Raw genomic sequence first — 23590 nt, 5'->3', positions numbered from 1 at the left:
GGGGGCCGGTCCCGCGGAGGACCGGCCCGTACGGTCAGTCCTGCCGGGGCTCCTCCGGCCGGGAGCGGCGCACCGCCGCCGCCACCGCCCCGGCCAGGCCGCCCAGGCCCAGCACGATGAAGGTCACCGGGATGACGATCCGGCCGTTGACCGAGACGTCGTTCACCGCCGCCACCAGGTAGAGCACCGCGATCACGGTGAACAGGCCCCCCGCGATCAGCGAGAAGAGATCGAGCTGGTGCTTCCTCACTTCTGGACCACCTTGATGTTGCCGAGCCCGATCCGCAGCGCGAGGTCGAGCGTTCCCTTGGATGTCTGTCCGTTCGCCGGCAGCACCTGGTAGCTGCGCCTGCCCGGGCCGTTGTCGGGGCCGTCGAGGCCCGGTGCCTGGACCTGGCCCAGCCCCACCTCGGTCCGTACGTTCACCGTCACGTCGGACGGCACCGTCACGGTCATGTCCCCGGCGCCGAGTTCCACCTCGGTGGCCAGGGTCGCGCCGGCCGGGTCGAGCCCGCCGAGGTCCAGCCGCACCGTGCCGACCCCCAGCGTGTACTTGGGTTCCAGCCGGCCCGCCGTGACGGCCGTCCAGGTCCGCTCGCCGAGCAGGTTCTGCGCCGAGACCGAGGACTGGCCGACCACGGTCAGCGCGACGGTCAGCAGTACACCCGGGACCACCAGCCGGCGGGCCCGGCCGAACTTCGCGCCGAGCAGCAGGGTCAGACCGATCACCAGCAGCGCCGTCGCCAGCACACCGCCGGCGCCCACCGTCCCGCCGTCGGCGGAGGCGGACCAGACCGCGCTGGCCGCGCCCACCGCCAGCAGCAGGCCGATCAGGCCGAGCGGGGAGCGTTCGCGCCGGTGCACCACCACGGGCGGGTGCGGCGCGGACGGCGTGGTCGGACCGGTCCCCTTGCGCAGCGGGTCGCCCTCCGGCAGGTCGGTCCGCTGCCACCAGGGCCGGGCCGGGGTGCCGTACGGCGGGGTCGGGGTGCCGTACGGCGGCGCCGGGGGTGCGGGCGGGCCGGGCGGTGCGGGCGCCTCCCCGCCGTACGGATTGCGCTCGGGGTGGCGCGGGTCCCACAGGTAGCCGGTCGGACCGGCGTGCGGGGTGTCGGCGGGGACGGTGCCGGCCGCCCGCTCCCGGGCATGCCGGGCCCGGGCGTCCTCGTCCTCCTCCGGCGGCCAGCGGTAGCCGCTCGCGGTGACCCCGGCGGCCGGTCCGGCGTCCGGGAAGTGGCGGTCGTACGGGCCGCCCGCACCGTGGGCGTGCGAGTGCCCGAACCCGTGGCCGCGGCGGCGGTTGCGTCGGCCCCGGATCCGGCCGCGCCGGCGCTCCGGGTCGTAGCGGACGGCGAGGAACACCATCCCGCCGAGCAGCAGCAACGGGAACAGCTGGTCGCCGTCGCCCATCGAGGAGAAGAAGACGCCGGTGCCGATCACGGTCAGCAGCACCGCGCCGACCGACTGGCCGTCCACCCGTCCGGTGAGCACCCGCTGGAGCTCGGTGCGGCCCGAGCGGCCGCCGCCCTTGCCGTCCGCGCCGGGCTCGGTCGGCACGATCAGCCAGGCGAGTCCGTACAGGAAGAGGCCGAGACCGCCGGAGAGGCAGAGCACGACCGTGACGACGCGGAACACCACCGGGTCGATGTCCAGGTGCCGGCCGAGACCGCCGCAGACGCCGGCGACGACGCGGTGGCGCTCGGCCCGGGTCAGCGGCGGCCGGTCGGCGGCGCTCCGGGCGCCCGGCCCGGCCTCGTGGAGCTCCTCGGTACGGTGGTCTTCGGTCATGCCACCATCCTGGTGGGTGCCGGAGCCCCGCCCAACCGGTCCCGCCCCTGCTCGGACCCTGACTTGTCCCTGAGAAGGGTCAGGGCTCCACCCTGATGCGTGCGGGTCCGCCCGCGTGGAACGATCGGTGCCGTGGCAGCACCCGGTTCCGATCCCCGTTCCCCAGCCCCCGAGCCCGCGTCGGCCGGGGGCGGCGACCCGTCCGCCCCCGGCGACGGCAGGCCCCCGTACCGCCGGCTGTACCGCAGCCCGCAGGGGCGGATGCTCGGCGGCGTCGCGCACGGACTGGCCGTCCACCTCGGACTGCCCGTCAGCTGGGTCCGGATCGCCTTCGTGGTGCTGTTCTTCGCCCAGGGACTCGGCGGGCTGCTGTACGCGGCGTTCTGGTTCGTGGTGCCGATCGGCATCGGCGAGCCGGCCCCGCGCGGCGGCGGCCCGCACTGGCTGTACGTCAACGGCACCTTCGTCCCGGTGGGTGCCGGGACGGTGGCGGGCGGGGAGCTGGGCAAGGGCGGCGGCCGACGCGGCGGGGAGCTGAACAAGGACGGCGGCCGGCGCGGCGGGTGGATCGGCCGGATGCGCGAGGTGCTGCAGCACACGCTCCGCGGCGAGCCGGTCGAGCTGGGCGAGGCGCCGGCGGCCGCGGCGGCCGGTACCCAGCCGGCCGGTACCGGCCGGGGCCAGCGGCAGGGCGGCCTCGGTCAGCTGGCCGCCCTGGTGATGCTGGTGATCGGCGTGATCGCGCTGCTCAATGCGCTCAACGTGCAGACCGCCAAGCCGTACACCTGGCCGCTGCTGGCGATCGGCGTCGGTGTGGCGCTGGTCTGGCGGCAGGCCGACGACTCGCGCTGGCAGCGCTGGTTCGGTCTGGAGGAGGGCGAGAAGCGGCGCGGCGCCTACACCCGGGTCGGCGCGGGCGTGCTGCTGGTGGTGGCCGGCATCATCGCCTTCCTCGCGACCCAGGGCAGCGGCTCGACCATCGGCTCGGTGGTCGAGGCCTCGCTGGCGGTGCTCGCGGGTGTGCTGGTGCTGGTGGGGCCGTACGCGCTGCGGATGTGGCAGGACCTCGGCGCCGAGCGCACCGCCCGCATCCGGGCCCAGGAGCGCGCCGAGATCGCCGCCCACGTGCACGACTCGGTGCTGCACACGCTGACCCTGATCCAGCGCCGGGCCGAGGATCCCAAGGAGGTGCTGCGGCTCGCCCGCGCCCAGGAGCGCGAACTGCGGCTGTGGCTCTACCGCCCCGAGGCGGTCGCCGAGGCGGCGCCGGACACCATGGCGGAGAGCCTGCGGGCGGTGGTCGCCGAGGTCGAGGACCGGCACGGGGTCCCGGTCGAGGCGGTCGTCGTCGGCGACTGCCCGATGGACGACCGGATCGCGGCCCAGATGCAGGCCGCGAGGGAGGCGACCGTCAACGCGGCCAAGTACGGTGGCGGGGGACCGGTCCAGGTCTACGCCGAGGTCGAGGGGAGGACCGTGATGGTGTTCGTCCGCGACCACGGACCGGGTTTCGACCCGGACACGGTGCCCGAGGACCGGATGGGCGTACGCGAGTCGATCCTCGGCCGGATGAAGCGCAACGGCGGCACCGCACGGGTGCGGCCCGCGCCGGACGGCGGGACCGAGGTCGAGCTGGAGATGGAGAGGGCCAATGACTGAGGCAGCGCCGGAGCGCCGGGCGAGGGTCGTGCTGGTGGACGACCACCGGATGTTCCGGACGGGGGTGAGGGCCGAGATCGGGCGCACCGAGACGACCGGTATCGACGTGGTCGGCGAGGCCGACGACGTGGAGTCCGCGGTCCGGGTGGTGGCCGAGACGCGGCCGGACGTGGTGCTGCTGGACGTCCACCTGCCCGGCGGGGGCGGCGTCGAGGTGCTGCGGCGCTCGGCCGGGCTGATGGGCGACCCGGGAGGGGTGCGCTTCCTGGCGCTCTCCGTCTCGGATGCGGCGGAGGACGTGATCGGCGTGATCCGCGGCGGTGCGCGCGGCTACGTCACCAAGACGATCACCGGGACCGACCTGGTCGACGCGATCTTCCGGATCGGCGACGGGGACGCGGTCTTCTCGCCCCGGCTGGCCGGGTTCGTGCTGGACGCCTTCGCGGCGACCGACACCCCGCCGGTGGACGAGGACCTGGACCGCCTCACCCAGCGCGAGCGCGAGGTGCTGCGGCTGATCGCCCGGGGGTACGCGTACAAGGAGATCGCCAAGCAGCTGTTCATCTCGGTGAAGACGGTGGAGAGCCACGTCTCGGCGGTGCTGCGCAAGCTCCAGCTGAGCAACCGGCACGAGCTGACCCGCTGGGCGACCGCCCGCCGGCTGGTCTGACCGCCGGCTGGTCCGACCGGCGGCGGCCCCGTCCCGCCCCTCCCGGTCCGGGGGGCCGGGCGGGGGCCGGGCGGGGTTGTCGGTGGGTGGCCATAGACTCGTCATTGCCATGAATAGCCTCTTTGACGACCTCCCGCTCCCCGGTTTCGAGGCCCCCGCCGCCGGGTCGAAGCAGCCCGCGCCGCCGATCGACGAGGAGCCGCCGCCGTACGAGGACGACGTCCCGTACGACGCCTTCGAGGAGGCGATCCCCGAGGGGCTGTTCCACACCGACCACGCCGCGCAGGCCGAGCGGGACGCCTTCTACCGCAACGGCGCCGCCCGCCCGGTGATCGACCCGGCGGCGCTGCTGGAGGGCATGAACGACCCGCAGCGCGAGGCCGTGCTGCACGCCGGCTCGCCGCTGCTGATCGTGGCCGGCGCCGGCTCCGGCAAGACCAGGGTGCTCACCCACCGGATCGCCCACCTGCTCGGCGCCCGCGGAGTCCAGCCCGGCGAGGTCCTGGCGATCACCTTCACCAACAAGGCGGCCGGCGAGATGCGCGAGCGCGTCGAGCAGCTGGTCGGCCCGCGCGCCCGGGCGATGTGGGTGTCCACCTTCCACAGCGCCTGTGTGCGGATCCTGCGCCGCGAGTCCAAGGTGCTCGGCTTCACCTCGTCGTTCTCGATCTACGACTCGGCCGACTCGCAGCGGCTGATGGCCCTGGTCTGCCGCGACCTCGACCTGGATCCGAAGCAGTACCCGCCGAAGTCCTTCACCTCGAAGGTCAGCAACCTCAAGAACGAGCTGATCGACGAGGAGACCTACGCCGACCAGGCCGCCAACCCGATGGAGAAGAAGCTCGCCGAGGCGTACTTCCTCTACCAGCGGCGGCTGCGCGAGGCCAACGCGCTCGACTTCGACGACATCATCATGACGACGGTGAACCTGCTCCAGGCCTTCCCCGACGTCGCGGAGCACTACCGGCGGCGGTTCCGGCACATCCTGGTCGACGAGTACCAGGACACCAACCACGCCCAGTACATGCTGGTCCGGGAGCTGAGCGGCGGCGCGGTCGCCGCCGCGCCGAAGCGCACCGTCGACGGCGACCTCGTCGACCCGGCGGCCGGCCGGCTCGCCGAGGTGCCGCCCGCCGAGCTGTGCGTGGTCGGTGACGCGGACCAGTCGATCTACGCCTTCCGCGGCGCGACGATCCGCAACATCCTCCAGTTCGAGGAGGACTACCCGAACGCCACCACGATCCTGCTGGAGCAGAACTACCGCTCCACCCAGACCATCCTGAGCGCCGCCAACGCGGTCATCGAGCGCAACGCCAACCGGCGCGCGAAGAAGCTCTGGACGGCCGGCGACGACGGCGAGAAGGTCGTCGGCTACGTCGCGGACGACGAGCACGGCGAGGCCCAGTTCATCGCCGACGAGATCGACCGGCTCACCGACGCGGACGCGGCCAGGCCCGGGGACGTCGCGATCTTCTACCGGACCAACGCGCAGTCCCGCGTCTTCGAAGAGGTGTTCATCCGGGTCGGCCTGCCGTACAAGGTCGTCGGCGGGGTGCGCTTCTACGAGCGCAAGGAGGTCAAGGACGTCCTCGCCTACCTGCGGGTGCTGTCCAACCCCGAGGACACCGTGCCGCTGCGCCGGATCCTCAACGTGCCCAAGCGCGGCATCGGCGAGCGAGCCGAGGCGATGATCGACGCGCTGGCCGCCCGCGAGCGGATCTCCTTCGCGCAGGCGCTGCGGCGGGTGGACGAGGCGTACGGCATGGCCGCGCGCTCGGCCAACGCGGTGAAGAAGTTCAACGAGCTGATGGCCGGGCTGCGCCAGGTCGTCGAGTCCGGGGCGGGACCGGCCGCGGTGCTGGAGGCGGTGCTGGAGGAGACCGGCTACCTGGCCGAGCTCCAGGCCTCCACCGACCCGCAGGACGAGACCAGGGTGGAGAACCTCCAGGAGCTGGCCTCGGTCGCCCTGGAGTACGAGCAGGACCCGGGCGAGCGCCCGGACGCGGGGGAGGACGGCGCGCCGCCGGTCGGCTCGCTGCCCGACTTCCTGGAGCGGGTCGCGCTGGTCGCCGACTCCGACCAGATCCCGGATGCGCAGCAGTCCGGGACAGCAGGAGGAAGCCCGGACGGGGACGGCGAGGGCCGGGGCGTCATCACGATGATGACCCTGCACACCGCCAAGGGCCTGGAGTTCCCGGTGGTCTTCCTGACCGGCATGGAGGACGGCATCTTCCCGCACATGCGGGCGCTCAACCAGGTCAAGGAGCTGGAGGAGGAGCGGCGGCTCGCCTACGTCGGACTCACCCGGGCCCGGCAGCGGCTCTACCTGACCAGGTCGGTGCTGCGCAGCGCCTGGGGGCAGCCGGCGTACAACCCGGCCTCGCGGTTCCTGGAGGAGATCCCGGAGACGCTGGTGGAGTGGAAGCGCACCGGGGGCGCCCCGGCGCCGGCCGCGCGCGGCTTCTCCTCGGGGTCGTCCTGGGGCGGGAGGTCCTCGGGCGGTTCCGGCGGCTCGGGCGGTTCGTCGCGCGGGGGTTCCGCGCGCGGTACGGCGGCGGCCTCGCCGAAGGCGGGCTGGGGGCAGTCGGCGCGCCGTGCGGGCGCGGCGGTGGAGCGGGAGGTGGTCGCGCTGGCGGTCGGCGACCGGGTCACCCACGACACCTTCGGGCTGGGCACGGTGGTGGCCACCGCCGGGGTCGGCGACAAGGCGCAGGCCACCGTGGACTTCGGTACGGAGGGCCGCAAGCAGCTGCTGCTGCGCTACGCGCCGGTGGAGAAGCTCTGACCGGGGCGCGATCCGGTCCGGTGCCCGGTCCGGTGCCCGACCCGGGCCCGACCGGGGTCCGACCGCTCGCTCGGACCACCCGGCCCGCGCTGTCTCAGCGCGGGTCGAGGCCCTGGGCGAGGAACCAGGGCAGCGGGTCGACGGGGGCGCCGCCGTCGGCCGGGCGGATCTCGAAGTGCAGGTGCGGTCCGGTGCTGTTGCCGCTGCTGCCGACGAAGGCGATGACGTCGCCCGCCTTCACCGTGCCCTTGCGGATCTTGTACGACCGCAGGTGGCAGTACCAGGCCTCGGTGCCGTCGGCCATCTTGAGTATGGTCATGTAGCCGTACGAGGGGTTCCACTGGGTCCGGATCGTGCCGTCCGTGACGGCCATGACGGCGGTGCCGCCGTCCACCGGGAAGTCGATGCCGGTGTGCCGCTTCGCCCAGTGGGTGCCGGCCGCGCCGAAGACCTCGCCCAGGCCGTGCTGGGCCACCGGCATCGCGATCTTCGGGCGCTCCGGCGGGGCCTGGTCGGTCGTGGCGACCTGGGCGGCGGGCTGACCGGCGGGACCGTCCCCGGCCTGGGTGCCGGTGAGCGGCTGGCGGGCGTCGCCCCGGGAGGCGGCCTGGGCGCCGGCGGCGGCGAGCGCCTGCTGGGCGGCCTGGGTGGCCTGGGCGTTGTCCGCGGCGCCGGCGGCGGTGGTCTGCTCGGGGATCCGGCCGGCGGCCTGGGCCCGCTGCTGGTCGGCCTCGCCCTGGACGGTGACGGCGGCCGCGGCCGCGACACCGAGCGCGGCCACCGAGGGCAGCGCGACCCGCAGCAGCGCCGTCCGGGTCGCGGCCTTGGCGGCGTCGCGGCGCTGGGCCCGGGACTGCTCACGGGCGGCGACGCGCAGTTCCGCACGGGTCGGGCGAGGTGCGGCTTCGGGAGCCATCGCGGCTGCCTCCTCGGGCGCGTCGTCGGGCGAGGGGGTAAACGACCGAGACTGTAGCCGCAAGCCCGACATCCGGACAAAAGTCCGGTTGTCAAGGGGCTGTGGGCGTGCGCTTGCGGGGGTAGAACCGGGGGAGGGGCGGTGGCCGCCTGTGATTTTCCCCTCCTCTTGAGGGGCGGCGGGCCCAACCGGGGCGGGTGGCGCTAACCTCCCCTCAGATTGGTTATTGCTCGTTAACTCCGGCCCATGCCCACAAGGCCCGGCGGGGTGATGGACGACGAGGTCCAGGAGGCAGTGATGGGTGTGTCAGGACCGATCCGCGTGGTGGTCGCCAAGCCGGGGCTCGACGGGCACGACCGAGGCGCCAAGGTCATCGCGCGCGCCCTGCGCGACGCCGGCATGGAGGTCATCTACACCGGCCTGCACCAGACGCCGGAGCAGGTGGTCGACACCGCGATCCAGGAGGACGCCGACGGCATCGGCCTGTCGATCCTGTCCGGCGCGCACATGAGCCTGTGCACGCGGGTGCTGGAGCTGCTGAAGGAGCGGGACGCGGCGGACATCAAGGTGTTCTGCGGCGGGATCATCCCGCCCGAGGACATCGTCGAGCTGAAGGCGATGGGCGTCGCCGACATCTTCACCCCGGGCACTCCGACCACCGAGGTGGTCGCCTGGGTCACGGCCAACCTGCGCGCCGCCGGCTGACGGCCGGGCCGGGGCCGTTCGGCCCCGGCTGGTTCGGCCCGCGCCGCATCCCCCCGCGCGGCATCGCCCCACGGGCCGGGGCGGGCCCGGGTCAGGCCGCCAGCTCGGCGAGCATCGCCTCGCGGAACCGCAGCGTCCCGGCCAGCCGGGTGAAGGTCTCGCCCCAGGCGGTGGCGGGCGCGGCCCCGGCGGCCAGCTCCTCGACCGCCCCGGCGGCCGTCGGCGAGAGCGCCCGCTCGGTCATGCCCAGCACGCCGCTGTGGCTCCACGGGTAGGCCCCGGAACCGGCCGCCCGGGCCAGGGCCCCGACCACGGCGGTGGAGAGCGGCGGCGTCCACGGGGTGGCGCAGGCCCCGAGCAGCTGGAAGGCGTCCCCCAGGCCGTGCGCCTCGACGAAGGCGGCCGTCCAGACGGCGCGTTCGGCGGGCGGGAGCACCGCGAGCAGCTTGGCCGGGGCGCCGGTGGCGCGGGCCGTCCGCCCGGGACCGGGGACGGGCGGGGGGCCGAGCAGGGCGCGCGCCCAGTCGGGGTCCTGCTGGCGGACGGCGGCCCGGGCCCAGGCCTCGCGCAGGTCGTCCGCCCAGGTGCTGCTGGTCTCGTCGATGGCGTCGCCGACCCGCAGGCCGAGCAGCCGCTCCGGCGTCAGGCCGGTGTGCGCGGTCCACAGGGCCAGTGGCGCGGCGGCGATCACCTCGCCGAACCACCAGGCCCGTTCGCCGCGCCCGGTGGGCGACTTGGGCGGTATGCCGTCGCGCTGCATGGCGGGGTCGCAGGCGGCCGGCGGAGTGACCAGCAGATGGGTGCCGTGCTCGGAGAGCCGGACGGCGGTGCGGGCGCGCTCGGCCATCCGGGCGGCCAGCGCGGAGCCGGGCAGGGTGGAGAGCAGCTCGGCGGCGGTGGCCCGGACGTTCTTGCTGCGGTCGCCCAGCGCGGCCTCCAGGAACGGCTCGTCGGCGGGCGAGAGGCCCTCCTGGAGGGCGTCCAGGAACAGCAGCCGGTCCTCGGCCCGTTCGGTGGGCCAGGTGCCGCGCAGCAGCGCCAGGCCGGCCGCCGGGTCGCGGCGGCGGAGCAGGGTGAGGTGGGTGACCCGCTCGGCGAACAGTCCCTCGTGCCAGAGCTGGTCCCCCTCGGCGGGGGCGGTGTCCGCCGCCGGTGCCGGGGGCCGGGCGGCGCGCTGCACGAACCGCCAGTCCGGATTGCGCTCGGCGAGCCAGCGGCCGAGCGGGCCGGCCAGCGCGACCGCGTCCGGGCGCAGTTCGCTGCGGGCGCGGGCGGCGTCCAGCAGGGCGGGGACGCTCGCGGCGGGCACGCGGTAGCCGCGGTCGCGGGCGGTGGCGAGCCACTGCGGGAGCAGCTCGCCGAGGTTGGCGAGAACTCCCCCGCCGGTGCCGCGGGTGGAGAGCAGCAGCGAGAGCCGGCGGGCGGCCGCGGCGGGCAGCTCGGTCCGGTGGTCCTCGGCGGCCGGGGCGGCGGGCGGGCCGTCCGCCGGGGCGGGCAGCGCGCCGGCGCGGCGGCGGACCGTCTCCAGGGCGGCGAGTTCGAGCAGGGCGGTGGCCGGGTCGGCGCGGTCGACGGCGCCGTCGTACGGGGCGGCCGGGCCGGGCGCGGGGAGCGGTCGGCGGTCGGTGCCCAGCAGGGCGGCGGTCTGCAGGGACTCCCAGGGGTCGGGCACGGGGCCTCCTCCTCCGGTGGAACGGGTCGGGTCGGACGTCGGGTCGGACGTCGGGCGGGTTCGGTCGGGTCGGGCCGGTTCGGGCCGGTCGGGTCCGGCGGTGGCGCGCGGGCCCGGGGCGGCCGGCTCAGGGCGCGGTGAGGCCGATCGGGCGGCCGTCCGCGCCCCAGGCGGTGACCGGGGCGAAGCCCTGGTGGCCGTACTCGCCGAAGACGGTGACGGGCCGGCCGGTGGAGACGGCGGCGAGCCGCCACAGCGCGGCCTCGGTGACGGCCGCGCGGTGCACCGGGGCGGTGTGGCGGCCGTCGGTGAGCTGCCAGCCCTCGGGGGAGAGCACCGGCACGACCCCGGTGAGCACGGTCGGCCAGGCGTCCAGCCACGGGTCGTCGGCCACCGCGGTGCCGTAGCCGGCCGCCGCCTCGGCGACGCCCAGGCCGGCCGGCGGGCCGTCGGGCGCGGCCCCCGGCGCGCCGTAGCGGGTGCCGAGGACCGCCCGCAGCGGGCGGGCTCCGGGGTGGAAGGCCAGCTCGGCCTCGACCACCCGGCCGGTGGGCAGGGCGAGTTCGGGCGCCTGCCCGGGGCGGCCGAAGGCGATCAGCAGGGCCTGGCGGCCGGTCTTGGCGCCGTGCAGCCAGAGCCGACGGGTGGTCAGCCGTTCGTCGGCGCCGCCCTCCATCGGCGAGGTGCGGCTGCCGAGCACCTGCCAGCGGTCCCGGACGGTCGGGCCGGCCAGCAGCTCTGCGGTCTCGGTGGTGTAGCCGACTCGGGCGCGCACGGTCGCGGCGAGCGGCGCGGGCAGCTCGTCGAGGCGGGTCGCGGCGGTGGCGAGCAGGTGCAGCATCGCGTACTCCTCCAGCAGCCGGTGCTGCGGCAGCGCGTCGAGTTCGCGGACCCTGGTGGCCAGTCCGGGCGCCTGGGCGTCGACCATGCGGGCCGCGACCTCCTCCCAGGGGCCGGCGGTGGAGCGGTCGGCGAGGCCGTGCCGGACCCGGTCGGCGAGCCGCAGCCGCAGTTCGGCGGCGCCGGCCGCGACCCGGGCGGAGCGCTTCCCGGCGCGGCGCAGGGCGGCGGCCGGGTCGGCCGGCGCCGCCGCCCGCCCGGCCCGCTGCCCGGAGCGCTCCTGGCGCTCCTTCAGCCATTCGGCGGCCCAGTCGGCGGGCTCGGCGCCGTCCGGCACGGCGTCGGGGGAGCCGCTCCAGAGCAGCAGCAGTCCGAGCGCGTGCTTGCACGGGAACTTCCGGCTCGGGCAGCTGCACCGGTAGGCGGGCGCGGCGAGTTCGACGACCGTGCGGTACGGCGTGCCGCCGCTGCCCCGGCACTCGCCCCAGACCGCTTCGCCGTCGGTGCCCGCGGCGGACCAGGGCGCGGACGTGGAGAGCTTGCCCGCGGCCTTCCGCGAGGCGGCGTCGGGCGCGAGGGACAGGACGTGTTCGGTGCTCCAGCGTTCCTCCATGGCGACGACGTTAGGTGCCGGGTCTGACAGGCCGACCCGGCCGCCGGACGAACCGAACTGAGGTCCGGTCAGGATTGTCAGTGGTCCGGTGCAGGCTGGTTCCCGCAGGCCGGGACGCCGATCCGGCTCCCCCGACCATCCCGCCGCCCGGGCATCCGTGTGCCCGGAGGGCCGACCCGAAGGGGCCCCGATGACCGACCTCGTGACCGATGTCCTGCGGCAGCACGCGGAGGACGCGTTCGCCGCCGAGCTGGCCGCGCTGGCGGCCCTGGACGACCGTCCGCGCCCGGAGCGCTGGCGGCTCTCCCCGTGGGCCGTCGCCACCTACTTGCTGGGCGGCGAACTGGCCGACGGCACCGTGATCACGCCCAAGTACATCGGCCCGCGCCGGGTGGTGGAGGTCGCCGTCACCACGCTCGCCACCGACCGGGCGCTGCTGTTGCTCGGAGTGCCGGGCACCGCCAAGACCTGGGTGTCCGAGCACCTGGCGGCGGCGATCAGCGGCGACTCCACGCTGCTGGTGCAGGGCACCGCGGGCACCCCGGAGGAGGCGGTCCGCTACGGCTGGAACTACGCCCGGCTGCTCACCGACGGGCCCAGCCGGGAGGCGCTCGTCCCCTCGCCGCTGATGCGGGCGATGGCGGACGGCCGGATCGCCCGGGTCGAGGAGCTCACTCGCATCCCCGCGGATGTCCAGGACGGTCTGATCACCATCCTGTCCGAGAAGACCCTGCCGATCCCGGAGCTGGGCACCGAGACCCAGGCCGTGCGCGGCTTCAACGTCATCGCCACCGCCAACGACCGCGACCGGGGGGTCAACGAGCTGTCCAGCGCGCTGCGCCGCCGCTTCAACACCGTGGTGCTGCCGCTGCCGGGCTCGCTGGAGGAGGAGGTCGAGATCGTCACCCGCCGGGTCGAGCAGCTCGGCCGCTCGCTCCAGCTGCCCGAACTGCCGGGCGGAGCACAGGAGATCAGGCGGGTGGTGACCGTCTTCCGGGAGCTGCGGGCCGGCCTCACCACCGACGGGCGGACCAAGGTGAAGACCCCGAGCGGCACCCTGTCCACCGCCGAGGCCATCTCGGTGGTCACCAACGGCATGGCGCTCGCCGCGCACTTCGGCGACGGAGTGCTGCGGGCCGGCGACGTCGCGGCCGGGGTGATCGGCGCCGTGGTCCGCGACCCCGCCGCCGACCAGCAGATCTGGCGCGAGTACGTCGAGGGCGTGGTCCGCGAGCGGGACGGCTGGCAGGACTTCTACCGCGCCGCCCGAGAGAACGCCCGCTGAGCCGCGGGGCCGCGGGACCGCAGGACTCGCCGACAACCGGAGGGAGGGCGCGATGAGCGCAGAGGTGACGCTGCTGGGAGTACGGCACCACGGACCGGGCTCGGCCCGCGCGGTGGCGGCCGCGCTGGAGCGGCTGCGGCCGGACGCGGTCCTGGTGGAGGGGCCGCCGGAGGCCGAGCCGATCCTCGGGCTGGCCGCCGCGAAGGACATGGTGCCGCCGGTCGCCCTGCTGGCCCACGCGGCCGACGACCCGGCCCGGGCCGCGTTCTGGCCCTTCGCCGAGTTCTCGCCGGAGTGGGTGGCGATCCGGTACGCCGTCGACCGCGGGGTGCCGCTCCAGTTCGTCGACCTGCCGGCCGGCCACTCCTTCGCCGAGGGCGCCGAGGGCGCGGAGGGCGGGGACGGCGGCGCCGAGGAGGACACCGCCCTGCCGCGCGACCCGATCGCCCGGCTCGCCGAGGCGGCCGGCCACGACGACCCCGAGCGCTGGTGGGAGGACGTCGTCGAGCACCGCCGCCCCGCCGACGGCGAGGACGCGCTCGCGCCGTTCGCGGCCGTCGCGGAGGCGATGGCGGTGCTGCGCGAGGACGGCGCGGAGAGCCTGCGCGACCGGCAGCGCGAGGCGTACATGCGCGGCCGGATCCGCGCCGCCCGCCGGGCCGGCCACCGCCGGATCGCGGTGGTCTGCGGCGCCTTCCACGTCCCGGCGCTGGCGCGGACACCGGCCGTCGCCGAGGACCGCGCGCTGCTCGCCGGGCTGCCGAAGAAGGTGCGGACCGAGATCACCTGGGTGCCCTGGACGCACCGCCGGCTCTCCCAACTGGCCGGCTACGGCGCCGGGATCGTCTCCCCGGGCTGGTACCACCACCTGCACCGGACGGACGGCGACCCGCTGCCCGGCTGGCTCACCCGGGCCGCCGGCCTGCTCCGCGCCGAGGACCACCCGGTCTCCTCCGCGCACGTCATCGAGGCGGTCCGGCTGGCCCGCGCCCTGGCCGGGCTGCGCGGCCGCCCGCTGGCCGGGCTCACCGAGACGCTGGACGCCGTCCGCGCGGTGATGTGCGAGGGCTCGGACGTCGCCCTGGCGCTGGTCCAGGACCGGCTGGTGATCGGCGACGCACTCGGCTCGGTGCCCGAGGACGCGCCGGCCGTCCCGCTCCAGCGCGACCTGGCCCGGCTCCAGCGCACCCTGCGGCTCAAGCCCGTGCCCGAGCCGCGCGACCTCGACCTCGACCTGCGCAAGGAGACCGACGCGGCCCGCTCCCGGCTGCTGCACCGGCTGCGGCTGCTGGGCGTCGACTGGGGCGTGCCGGTCCGCTCCCGGGTCGCCTCCACCGGCACCTTCCGGGAGAGCTGGCGGCTGTGCTGGCAGCCCGAGTTCGCCGTGCGGATCGCCGAGGCCACCCAGTGGGGCACCACGGTCGAGCGGGCCGCCGTCGGCAAGGCCGTCGGCACCGCCCGGGCGGCGGCCGAACTCGCCGAGCTCACCGGGCTGGTGGAGACCTGCCTGGTGGCCGGCCTGGCCGAGGCGCTGCCCGCCGTGATGCGGGCGCTCGCCGACCTCGCCGCACTGGACACCGATGTCGCCCACCTGGCCCGCGCCCTGCCCGCGCTGGTCCGCGCACTGCGGTACGGCGACGTCCGGGGCACCGACCACGGCGCCCTCGGCGAGGTGGCCGGGGGGATCGCCGACCGGATCCGGGTCGGCCTGCCGCCCGCCTGCACCGGCCTGGACGCCGCCGGTGCGGGCGTGATGCGCGCCCACCTCGACGAGGTGCATGCCGCGATCGGCCTGCTGGGCGGGGGTGACGACCTCGCCGACCGCTGGGCCGGCACGCTGCGGTCGCTCGCCCGGCGCGAGCCCTCCGGCGGACCGGCCACCGGCGTGCCCGGACTGCTGCGCGGGCGGGCCGTCCGGCTGCTGCTGGACGACGGCCGGCTGGACCCGGCGGAGGCCGGGCGGCGGCTCGGCCTGGTGCTCTCCACCGCCAACAGCCCGGCGGACGCGGCCGGGTGGGTCGAGGGCTTCCTGTCCGGCGGCGGCACGCTGCTGCTGCACGACCCCCGGCTGCTGGGCCTGCTGGACGCCTGGCTGACCGGTGTCCCGGCGGAGGTCTTCACCGATCTGCTGCCGTTGCTGCGCCGCACCTTCGCCACCCTGGAGGCCGGGGTCAGACACACCGTCGGCAGCCGGGTGGCGGCCGGCCCGCTCGACGCCGGCGACGCCGGACCCTCGGCGGAGGCCGCCGAGGTGGACCTCGACCGGGCCGGCGCCGCGCTGCCGGTGGTCGCCCTGCTGCTCGGCCTGCCGACCGCCGCCGCGACCGGGCCGGGCGCCGGGGCCGGCCCCGGGGGCGAGCGCCCGAGGATCCCCCGGCAGGCCGGGGGCCGCGACACCTGACGGCCACCGGCCACCCCGTCCTGTCCCGTCCCCTCCCGCAGACCGCAGACCACAGACCGCAGACGCAGACCGCACCCAGAGGAGCCCCCGATGACCGCCGGCACCCCCCTGCTCCCCACCGCCCCCGCCGACGAGCGGCTGCGCCGCTGGCGGCTGGTCCTCGGCGGCGAGGCCGACGGCACCGGCCGCGCCCTGCACGGCCGGGACGCCGCGATGGACGGCGCGCTCGCCGCGCTCTACCGGGGCGCCCCCGAGGAGGGCCGGTCCGGGCAGCCGCGCTCCGGGCGCCGCTCCGCGGGCCTGGGCGGCTCGGCCCCGCAGGTGGCCCGCTGGCTGGGCGACATCCGCGAGTACTTCCCGTCCACCGTCGTCCAGTTGATGCAGCAGGACGCGATCACCCGGCTCGGGCTGGAGCAGCTGCTACTGGAACCGGAGATGCTGGAGGCCGTCGAGCCGGACGTCCACCTGGTCGCCACCCTGCTCTCGCTCAAGCACGCGCTGCCCGAGACCACCCGGGAGACCGCCCGCGCGGTCGTCGGCACGGTGGTCGCCGAGCTGGAGCGCCGACTGGCCGACCGCACCAGGGCCACCGTCGGCGGCGCGCTGGACCGCAGCGCCCGGGTCGGCCGTCCGCGCCACCGCGACATCGACTGGGACCGCACCGTCCGGGCCAATCTGCGGAACTACCTGCCCGAGCACGGCACCGTCGTCCCCGAGCGGCTGGTCGGCTTCGCCCGGGCCCGGCGCGCGGTCAGGAAGGACGTGGTGCTCTGCGTCGACCAGTCCGGTTCGATGGCTGCGTCCGTCGTGCACGCGGCGGTGTTCGGTGCCGTGCTCGCCTCGATGAAGAGCCTGGACACCCGGCTGGTGGTCTTCGACACCTCGGTGGTCGACCTCACCGAGCAGCTGGCCGACCCGGTCGACGTGCTCTTCGCGACCCAGCTCGGCGGCGGCACCGACATCAACCGGGCGCTGGCCTACTGCCAGTCCCGGATCACCCGGCCGGCCGAGACGGTCGTCGTCCTGATCAGCGACCTCTACGAGGGCGGAATCCGGGACGGGATGCTCAAGCGGGTGGCCGCGATGAAGGCGGCGGGCGTCGAGTTCGTCGCCCTGCTGGCGCTCTCCGACGAGGGCGCGCCGGCCTACGACCACGCGCACGCCGCCGCACTGGCCGCTCTCGGCGCCCCGGCCTTCGCGTGCACCCCCGACGCCTTCCCGGAGATCATGGCGGCGGCGATCGGGAAGCGCCCGATCCCGGTACCGGACCGGGGGGTGTGAAAGGCCGCCGCCCGGCGGCCGCGACCGCGGTGGTCGGCCCGGCGCACGCCGGTCTCACTCGTACGGGCGAACATGGGGCGTGGACGAGCAAACCCGCCGGTCCGAGCGCCCGGCGCACGCCTGTCGGGCTTTCTGTGACGGTTCTCACCAAAGACGGGCAGGCCCCGGGCGAAACAGGCCCGTCCGGCGGGGATAACCTGCCAGACGGACGTGACGCGCGTGTGAATTGACGTGTGCGCCCGTGGCTGTGTGGGCCGCAAGGCCGTACCTCTGCGTACCCGCACCGCCCCGACGACCCGCAGCGAAGATCCTGCCGTGGCACGCTCGTAGAGACACAATCCGCGACCACGAACAAGGACAAACACGTGGACCTGTTCGAGTACCAGGCGAGGGACATCTTCGCCAAGCACGGCGTTCCCGTGCTTGACGGCGATGTCATCGAGACCCCCGAAGCGGCTCGCGCCATCGCCGAGCGCTTCGGCGGCCGCGCCGTCGTCAAGGCTCAGGTGAAGGTGGGAGGCCGAGGCAAGGCCGGCGGCGTGAAGCTCGCCGCCGACCCGGCGGACGCCGTCGCCAAGGCCGAGCAGATCCTCGGCATGGACATCAAGGGCCACACCGTGCACAAGGTGATGCTGGCCCAGACCGCGGACATCAAGGACGAGTACTACGTCTCGTTCCTGCTGGACCGCACCAACCGCACCTTCCTGGCCATGGCCAGCGTCGAGGGCGGCGTGGAGATCGAGGTCGTCGCCGAGGAGAACCCCGACGCGCTCGCCAAGATCCCGGTCGACGCCAACGAGGGCTGCACCCCGGAGAAGGCCGCCGAGATCGTCGCCGCGGCGAAGTTCCCGGCCGAGGTCGCCGACCAGGTCGCCGACGTCCTGCAGAAGCTGTGGACCGTCTTCATCAAGGAGGACGCCCTCCTCGTCGAGGTCAACCCGCTGATCAAGTCCGGTGACGGCAAGATCATCGCGCTCGACGGCAAGGTCTCCCTGGACGAGAACGCCGAGTTCCGCCAGCCCGAGCACGAGGCGCTCGAGGACAAGGCCGCGGCCAACCCGCTGGAGGCCGCCGCCAAGGCCAAGGGCCTCAACTACGTCAAGCTCGACGGTGCGGTCGGCATCATCGGCAACGGCGCGGGCCTCGTCATGAGCACCCTCGACGTGGTCGCGTACGCCGGCGAGAAGCACGGCAACGTCAAGCCCGCCAACTTCCTCGACATCGGTGGCGGCGCCTCCGCCGAGGTCATGGCGAACGGCCTGGAGATCATCCTCGGCGACGCCGACGTCAAGTCGGTCTTCGTCAACGTCTTCGGTGGCATCACCGCGTGCGACGCGGTCGCCAACGGCATCGTGCAGGCCCTCGCGCTGCTCGAGGAGAAGGGCGAGGCGGTCACCAAGCCGCTGGTCGTCCGTCTCGACGGCAACAACGCCGAGCTGGGCCGGCAGATCCTGACCGACGCCAACCACCCGCTCGTCGAGCAGGTGGACACCATGGACGGTGCGGCCGACCGCGCCGCCGAGCTGGCCAACAAGTAAGGAAGGGGACTTTCACACCATGGCTATCTTCCTTACCAAGGACAGCAAGGTCATCGTCCAGGGCATGACCGGCTCCGAGGGCATGAAGCACACCCGCCGCATGCTCGCCTCCGGCACCCAGATCGTCGGCGGTGTCAACCCGCGCAAGGCCGGCACCACCGTTGACGTCGACGGCACCGAGGTGCCCGTCTTCGGCACCGTCGCCGAGGCCATCGAGAAGACCGGTGCCGATGTCACGGTCATCTTCGTGCCGCCGAAGTTCACCAAGGACGCCGTCGTCGAGGCCATCGACGCCGAGATCGGCCTGGCCGTCGTCATCACCGAGGGCGTCCCGGTGCACGACACCGCCGCCTTCTGGGCCTACGCCGGTTCGAAGGGCAACAAGACCCGGATCATCGGCCCGAACTGCCCCGGCCTGATCAGCCCCGGACAGTCGAACGCCGGCATCATCCCGGCCGACATCACCAAGGCCGGCAAGATCGGTCTGGTCTCGAAGTCCGGCACCCTGACCTACCAGCTCATGTACGAGCTGCGGGACATCGGCTTCTCCTCGGCCGTGGGCATCGGCGGTGACCCGGTCATCGGCACCACCCACATCGACGCCCTCAAGGCGTTCCAGGAGGACCCGGAGACCGAGCTCATCGTCATGATCGGTGAGATCGGCGGCGACGCCGAGGAGCGTGCCGCGGCCTACATCGCCGAGCACGTCACCAAGCCGGTCGTCGGTTACGTCGCGGGCTTCACCGCCCCGGAGGGCAAGACCATGGGCCACGCCGGCGCCATCGTCTCCGGCTCCTCGGGCACCGCCCAGGCGAAGAAGGAGGCCCTCGAGGCCGCCGGTGTCAAGGTCGGCAAGACGCCGTCCGAGACCGCCCGCCTGGCCCGTGAGCTGTTCAAGGGCTGACGCCCCCCCGCTCGCACAGCGCCCCCGCCCGGCCTCGCCGGTGCGGGGGCGCTGGCGTTCCCGGGGCCGCCGCCTTCCCCCGGGCCGCCGCCTTCCCCCGGGCCGCCGTCGTGCCCGGGGGTGCCGTCGTTCCCGGGGGCGGGGCCGGGGTCAGCGCGGCGGCCGGTGCTCCGCCGGGCAGGGGCGCAGCACCCAGGAGGCGCAGCCCGGAGGCTCCGGGGCCACCGCGGCCGGCGGCGGCAGCGCCACCCCGGCCCGCCCGCCCGCCGGCGGCCGGTACGGCCCGTCCGTCCGGGGCGGCGGCGGGTCCACCACGACCGGCTCCAGCCCCGGCGTCGGCGAGCACCAGAGGCTGTGGATCCCGGACGGCGCCCCCTCCGGGAGCAGCGGCAGCAGTGCCTCCGGCTCGGTCGCGAGCGTCGGCACGGGCGCGCAGAGCACCGGCGGCGGCGGATCCGGCGGCCGGAACAGCTCGCCCGGCCCGCCACCCGCGAGCGTCGCCGCCACCGCGCCGCCGACGGCCACCGTCAGCAGCGCCGCCGCTCCCGTCCGGCCCGCGTGCACCAGCCCCTGCCGGGCCCGCAGCAGCGGCACCGGCGGCCGGTGCGGCTCCGGCACCCCGCGCACCGCGGCCCGGTGCAGCAGCCCGCACAGCCGGTCCGCGAACCCCTCCGCCGCCGGATCCGGCCCCACCAGGTCCGGGACCCAGCGGGTCAGCGCCGTCCGCGCCGCCCACACCCGCCCCTCGGCGGCCGCGACCGTGGACTCCACCTCCACCGCCACCGCCGCGGCCGGCAGGCCCAGGCCGTCGTGCAGCACCAGCGCCCGGCGCTGCGGACGGGAGAGCCGGCGCAGCGCCTTGAGCAGGGCCCGGTCCCGGTCGGTGAGGCGGTCGTGGTCCGGCAGCACCGCCTGGCCCTCGTCCGCCGGCCGCACCTTGATCCGCCGGTGCGGCAAGCGCCACGCGTGCGCCCGCCGGGGTCCGCCCCGGTGCCAGGGGGACAGCGCCAGTTCGAACGCCCGCGTCCGCACCCACTGCTCGGGCTCGGCCCCGGCGGCCACCTCCGGCCACTGCCGTCGCGCCTCGCCGAACGCCCGCCCGACGCAGTGCACCGCCCGGTGCTTGCACGCGGTGAGCAGGAACACCTGCTGCACCAGCCGGGTGTGTGCCGCCTCGTACACCTCGTCGAACGTCGCCGGCGGGCGTCCACCGGTGTCGGGGGGCGGTCCGGCCGCGGCCTCGTCGGCGGCCGGAGCCGGTGCGGGTGTCGATGCCGACGCCGGTCCGGACCGGCGTCCGGGCCCGCCGGTGACGCCCGTCGGGCGGGGCTCGGGGCCTCTGCCCGTCCGCGTGGGCCGGGCGGGCGAGGGCGCGGTGACCGGCGGCTGTGCGGCGGTGGGCTCGGCCGCGCCGACCGCGTCCGGCCGGGTCCTTGCGGGCTGCGGACCGGGGGCGGGCGGCACCGGTGCCGCGGCCGGGGTGTTCCGGGGCGTCGTCGTCCCCTTCGCCGCCGCCCCCGTCGGTCGGCCGGTGCGTGCGGGCCCGGCCGTCGGAGCGGCGGGTGCCGACCGGGACGGGGCGGCCTTCCGGCCCGGGGAGTGCCCGGGCGCGACCGGGCGGCGGCCGTCGCCGTCCGCCCCGGCCTTCGCGGGAGCCGACGCCTTCGCCTTCGCCGGAGCCGGAGCCGGAGCCGGAGCCGACGAGGCGCCCGGCCCCGGCGGCGGCAGCAGCGCGGCCAGAGCGGCGATCTCGGCCTGGGTGCGGGTGCCCAGCTTCCGCAGCGCCCGGTGCTGGTAGCTGCGGGCGGTGGTGGGGGTGACGCCCAGCGCGGCGGCGGTCTCGGCGAGGTCCCGGCCGTCGGCGAGATGGGCGAAGGCCTCGGCCTCACGGGCCGTCAGCCGGCGCAGCAGTGCCGCCGCGTCCGCGTTCGGCATCCCCCCGCCGTTCTGCGCGGCCCCCTCCGTCCCGGTGGTGGTGCCGGTCCGGCCCCGGCCGCCCTTGCGCTTCCCGGGGCGACCCTTCCCGCCGCGGTTCGTCGGGGCGGGCGCGGCGGCGGCTGCGGCGGGTGCGGCGGGAGGTGAGGGCTGGGTGCCGGTGCGGGCGGCGGTCGGGGGCTTGGTCATCAGACGCTCCGGGCCGGATCGGTCGCGGCGGCGAGAGGGCATGGTCTGAAAATGCGCATAAGCCAATAATCTGGGACACCCCGGCGGTTTGCCTCTTCACGGAGCATGGCGAGTCGCCTTGGCACGATGAGGCCCATGACGCAGCTGACGGGTCGTCCGATTCTGGGAGCGCCGGGCGAACTGGGGGCCAGACCCGTCCTCTCCGCCCTGCTCACCGGGGTCCGGACGGCCCTGCTCGGGCTGGCGGTGGTCACCGTTCCGGTGCTCGGGCTCTGGGTGGTGACCCCGTTCGCGGACGACGGCGCGGCCGGCGCGCTGCGACTGGCGTCCGCGTTGTGGCTGCTGGGGCACGGTGCGCCGGTGCTGCGCGGGTCGGCCGGGGTGCCGCTCTCGGTCGCACCGCTGGGGCTCGGGCTGCTGGCGGTGGGCCAGTTGTACCGGGCGGCCGGTCGGGTGGCGGCGCGCGGCGAGGGACGGCCGGGGGGCCGCGGCGGGGTCCGGGCGGTCTGGGCGGGCTACTGCGCGGTGGCCTGCGCGGTGGTGGCGCAGTGCGCGGGGGCGGGGGAGTTCCGGGCCCGGGTGGTGGCCGATCTCGCGGCGGTCGCGCTGGTGGCCGGGCTGGCGGTGGCGGCCGGTGCGCGGCGGCCGGGGGCTGCCCCGGTCGGGGCGGAGGCCCTGGAACGGGCGCTGGCCGGGTTGCCGGAGCGGGTTCGGCCGACCGGTGGCGCGCCGGTGGTCCGGGTCGCCGCGCTGGCGGCCGGGGCGGGGCTGCTGGCGGCCGGCGGACTGGTGGTCGCGGTGGCGGCGGTGCTCACCGCGGTGGGCGGGGGCGCCGGGTCGGCGGTCCTCGCCGGTGGGCCGGCGGCGGTGGCGGGAGCGCTGCTGCTGACCCTGGTGCTGCTGCCGAACACGGTGCTGTGGGGCACGGCGTACGCGCTCGGGCCGGGGTTCGCGGTGGGTGCGGGGACGGTGGTGTCGCCGGTGCGGACGGCGCTGGGCCCGGTGCCGGAGTTCCCGCTGTTCGCGCTGCTCCCGGAGCCGGGGGCGGGCGGCTGGCGGCTGGCGGTGTGCGTGCTGCCCGCGCTGGCGGGCGTGGTGCCGGGGCTGCTGCTGGGCCGGGCCGCCTCGGCGGGCGGCGGGCGGGCCGCCGGGCCGGTGCGGCCGGGCGGCCCGTGGCCGGTGACGGCGACGGTGGTGGCGGCGCTGGTGTCCGGGCTGCTGGTCGGTGCCGCGGCGGCGGGGCTGGGGTGGCTCGCCGGCGGGGCGCTGGGGGCGGGCCGGATGGCGGAGCTGGGGCCGGTGCCCTGGTGGACGGCGCCGGCGGCGGCGGGCTGGGTCGCCCTGGTGGCCGCCCCGGTCGCGGTGCTGGCGCGGTCCCGGGCGCTGCGGCCGGCGGCGGGCGGCCCCCGCGGCTCGTGGCGGGCGGGCGCCTCCCTCGTGCCGGGGGCGCTCACCGGGACCGCCCGCCGGGGCGCACTCCTGCTGCGCGCTCGCGCGTACGCGGCGGTCACCCGCCTGGCAGGAGTCCCCGGCACGGCGACGGATCCGGCGACCGCCGCGGCTCAGGACACCCCCGGTGTCCCCGGCGGCCGGGCGCGGTGATCCGGCTCAGTCGCTCTTCTTGGTGATGTCCACGTACCACTGCGGGGCGAGCCGGTCGCAGCCGTCGGCGCCGCTGGAGGTCAGCGAGTCCTGCACGCAGGTCACGTAGTCGTTGTAGTACAGCGCGAGGCCGAGCACCGAGGAGACGAAGACCACCGTCATCGCGCCGGTGAGGACGCCGGCCAGCGCCGCCGGGGTGAGCGGGTTCTGCGCGCCGGGGCCGGCGGGTGCCGGGGTGCCGCCGTCGGTGCCGGCCGGCCGGGGCGCGCGCATCGCCGAGACGCCCCAGACGATGGCCAGCGCGCCGACGAACAGGGCGACGTAGTGCAGCGCGGCGAACGCGCAGACCAGCGCGGCCATGCCGGCCAGCGCGGCGTTGCGGGCCTTGCGCTGGGCGGGGTCGTTCGGGTCGAGCCGGGGCGGCTGCGGCGCGGGCGGGCGGGGGTGCCAGCCGCCGCCCTGGTAGCCGGGGCTCCACGGGTGGGGCGGCGGGACGAGCGGACGGTCGTCCGGTTCGCCCTCCTGGCCCTCGGGCCGGTCGGGCTCGCCGGTGGGGTGGGGAGCGCGCGGGCGCCACGGCTGCTCGGGGGCATCCGCCGGCGGCGGCGCGAAGGGGTTGCGCTCGCCGGTGTCGTCACCGCTGCTCATGGTTCGGCCATTCCTTCTCGGTCGGTGGGGCGGGTGCCCGCGCCACCCTATGTTCCCGCAGGCCCCTGTGGGGGGTCCGGGCACGTCCTGCCGCCCGGGAGTCGGCGGTCCGCCGGGGTCCGGGCCCGGTCGCGGACGGCCGGCGAGATCCCGGTCTCA

17 protein-coding genes are annotated in these 23590 nt (G+C 76.1%); 10 read left to right on the top strand and 7 right to left on the bottom strand.

All coding sequences use genetic code 11. The features are described 5' to 3' along the window. Positions 1-34 precede the first annotated feature (34 nt). Positions 35-250 carry a hypothetical protein gene (locus tag ACIPYS_RS18675; protein ID WP_045937775.1) on the bottom strand — a complete coding sequence of 72 codons (216 nt, stop codon included), beginning with the start codon at positions 248-250 and terminating at the stop codon, positions 35-37. Then, positions 247-1788, bottom strand: a complete 1542-nt coding sequence (locus tag ACIPYS_RS18670; protein ID WP_093861752.1) for a PspC domain-containing protein — start codon at positions 1786-1788, stop codon at positions 247-249. The genes ACIPYS_RS18675 and ACIPYS_RS18670 overlap by 4 nt, the downstream gene beginning before the upstream one ends. A gap of 237 nt (positions 1789-2025) precedes the next feature. Between ACIPYS_RS18670 and ACIPYS_RS18665 the strand changes: the two genes are divergently transcribed. From ACIPYS_RS18665 to pcrA, 3 genes are all read left to right on the top strand, one after another. Further along, complete coding sequence (locus ACIPYS_RS18665) at positions 2026-3447, top strand: PspC domain-containing protein (RefSeq protein WP_400747498.1); 1422 nt, start codon at positions 2026-2028, stop codon at positions 3445-3447. Then, positions 3440-4117 carry a response regulator transcription factor gene (locus ACIPYS_RS18660; RefSeq protein WP_093861754.1) on the top strand — a complete coding sequence of 226 codons (678 nt, stop codon included), beginning with the start codon at positions 3440-3442 and terminating at the stop codon, positions 4115-4117. Before ACIPYS_RS18665 ends, ACIPYS_RS18660 begins: the two co-directional genes overlap by 8 nt. Positions 4118-4226: 109 nt before the next feature. Continuing rightward, positions 4227-6902 carry a DNA helicase PcrA gene (gene pcrA / locus ACIPYS_RS18655; RefSeq protein WP_093861755.1) on the top strand — a complete coding sequence of 892 codons (2676 nt, stop codon included), beginning with the start codon at positions 4227-4229 and terminating at the stop codon, positions 6900-6902. 94 nt (positions 6903-6996) lie between these two features. On the opposite strand, the gene ACIPYS_RS18650 is transcribed toward pcrA, so the two are convergent. After that, positions 6997-7818, bottom strand: a complete 822-nt coding sequence (locus tag ACIPYS_RS18650; protein ID WP_093861756.1) for a M23 family metallopeptidase — start codon at positions 7816-7818, stop codon at positions 6997-6999. Between the two features lie 297 nt (positions 7819-8115). Between ACIPYS_RS18650 and ACIPYS_RS18645 the strand changes: the two genes are divergently transcribed. After that, positions 8116-8523 carry a cobalamin B12-binding domain-containing protein gene (locus ACIPYS_RS18645; protein WP_030393356.1) on the top strand — a complete coding sequence of 136 codons (408 nt, stop codon included), beginning with the start codon at positions 8116-8118 and terminating at the stop codon, positions 8521-8523. 91 nt (positions 8524-8614) lie between these two features. Here the strand turns inward: ACIPYS_RS18645 and ACIPYS_RS18640 are convergent, their stop codons facing one another. Both ACIPYS_RS18640 and ACIPYS_RS18635 read right to left on the bottom strand, forming a co-directional pair. Then, positions 8615-10195: a DUF5691 domain-containing protein gene (locus ACIPYS_RS18640; RefSeq protein ID WP_400747340.1), complete on the bottom strand. Its 1581-nt coding sequence runs from the start codon at positions 10193-10195 to the stop codon at positions 8615-8617. Between the two features lie 127 nt (positions 10196-10322). Beyond that, entirely contained in the window at positions 10323-11648 is a 1326-nt protein-coding gene (locus ACIPYS_RS18635; RefSeq protein ID WP_093861758.1) for an SWIM zinc finger family protein, read from the bottom strand. Positions 11649-11838: 190 nt separating this feature from the next. Between ACIPYS_RS18635 and ACIPYS_RS18630 the strand changes: the two genes are divergently transcribed. The 5 genes from ACIPYS_RS18630 to sucD all read left to right on the top strand — a co-directional run bounded on the left by ACIPYS_RS18630 (position 11839) and on the right by sucD (position 19057). Continuing rightward, complete coding sequence (locus ACIPYS_RS18630) at positions 11839-12933, top strand: AAA family ATPase (protein WP_093861759.1); 1095 nt, start codon at positions 11839-11841, stop codon at positions 12931-12933. 52 nt (positions 12934-12985) lie between these two features. Continuing rightward, positions 12986-15334 carry a DUF5682 family protein gene (locus tag ACIPYS_RS18625; RefSeq protein WP_400747337.1) on the top strand — a complete coding sequence of 783 codons (2349 nt, stop codon included), beginning with the start codon at positions 12986-12988 and terminating at the stop codon, positions 15332-15334. Positions 15335-15424: 90 nt separating this feature from the next. Next, positions 15425-16615, top strand: coding sequence for a VWA domain-containing protein (locus tag ACIPYS_RS18620; protein ID WP_400747335.1), 1191 nt, complete (start codon positions 15425-15427; stop codon positions 16613-16615). 365 nt (positions 16616-16980) lie between these two features. Next, the gene (gene sucC, locus ACIPYS_RS18615) at positions 16981-18153 is read left to right on the top strand and encodes an ADP-forming succinate--CoA ligase subunit beta (RefSeq protein WP_093861762.1); all 1173 of its coding nucleotides are present in this window, start codon (positions 16981-16983) and stop codon (positions 18151-18153) included. A gap of 19 nt (positions 18154-18172) precedes the next feature. After that, entirely contained in the window at positions 18173-19057 is an 885-nt protein-coding gene (sucD, locus tag ACIPYS_RS18610; protein WP_030393363.1) for a succinate--CoA ligase subunit alpha, read from the top strand. Between the two features lie 150 nt (positions 19058-19207). Here the strand turns inward: sucD and ACIPYS_RS18605 are convergent, their stop codons facing one another. Next, positions 19208-21181: a sigma factor-like helix-turn-helix DNA-binding protein gene (locus ACIPYS_RS18605; protein WP_400747332.1), complete on the bottom strand. Its 1974-nt coding sequence runs from the start codon at positions 21179-21181 to the stop codon at positions 19208-19210. Between the two features lie 135 nt (positions 21182-21316). On the opposite strand from ACIPYS_RS18605, the gene ACIPYS_RS18600 reads away from it, so the two are divergent. Further along, on the top strand, positions 21317-22783 hold the full coding sequence (locus ACIPYS_RS18600; RefSeq protein ID WP_400747330.1) for a DUF6350 family protein: 1467 nt from the start codon (positions 21317-21319) through the stop codon (positions 22781-22783). A gap of 6 nt (positions 22784-22789) precedes the next feature. On the opposite strand, the gene ACIPYS_RS18595 is transcribed toward ACIPYS_RS18600, so the two are convergent. Continuing rightward, on the bottom strand, positions 22790-23431 hold the full coding sequence (locus tag ACIPYS_RS18595; RefSeq protein ID WP_093861765.1) for a hypothetical protein: 642 nt from the start codon (positions 23429-23431) through the stop codon (positions 22790-22792). Between the last annotated feature and the right edge of the window lie 159 nt (positions 23432-23590).

Source organism: Kitasatospora sp. NPDC089913, assembly GCF_044748625.1.
Classification (GTDB): Bacteria; Actinomycetota; Actinomycetes; order Streptomycetales; family Streptomycetaceae; genus Kitasatospora.
The sequence above is the reverse complement of the archived record's forward strand: the minus strand, read 5'-3'. Positions and strand labels throughout refer to the sequence as shown.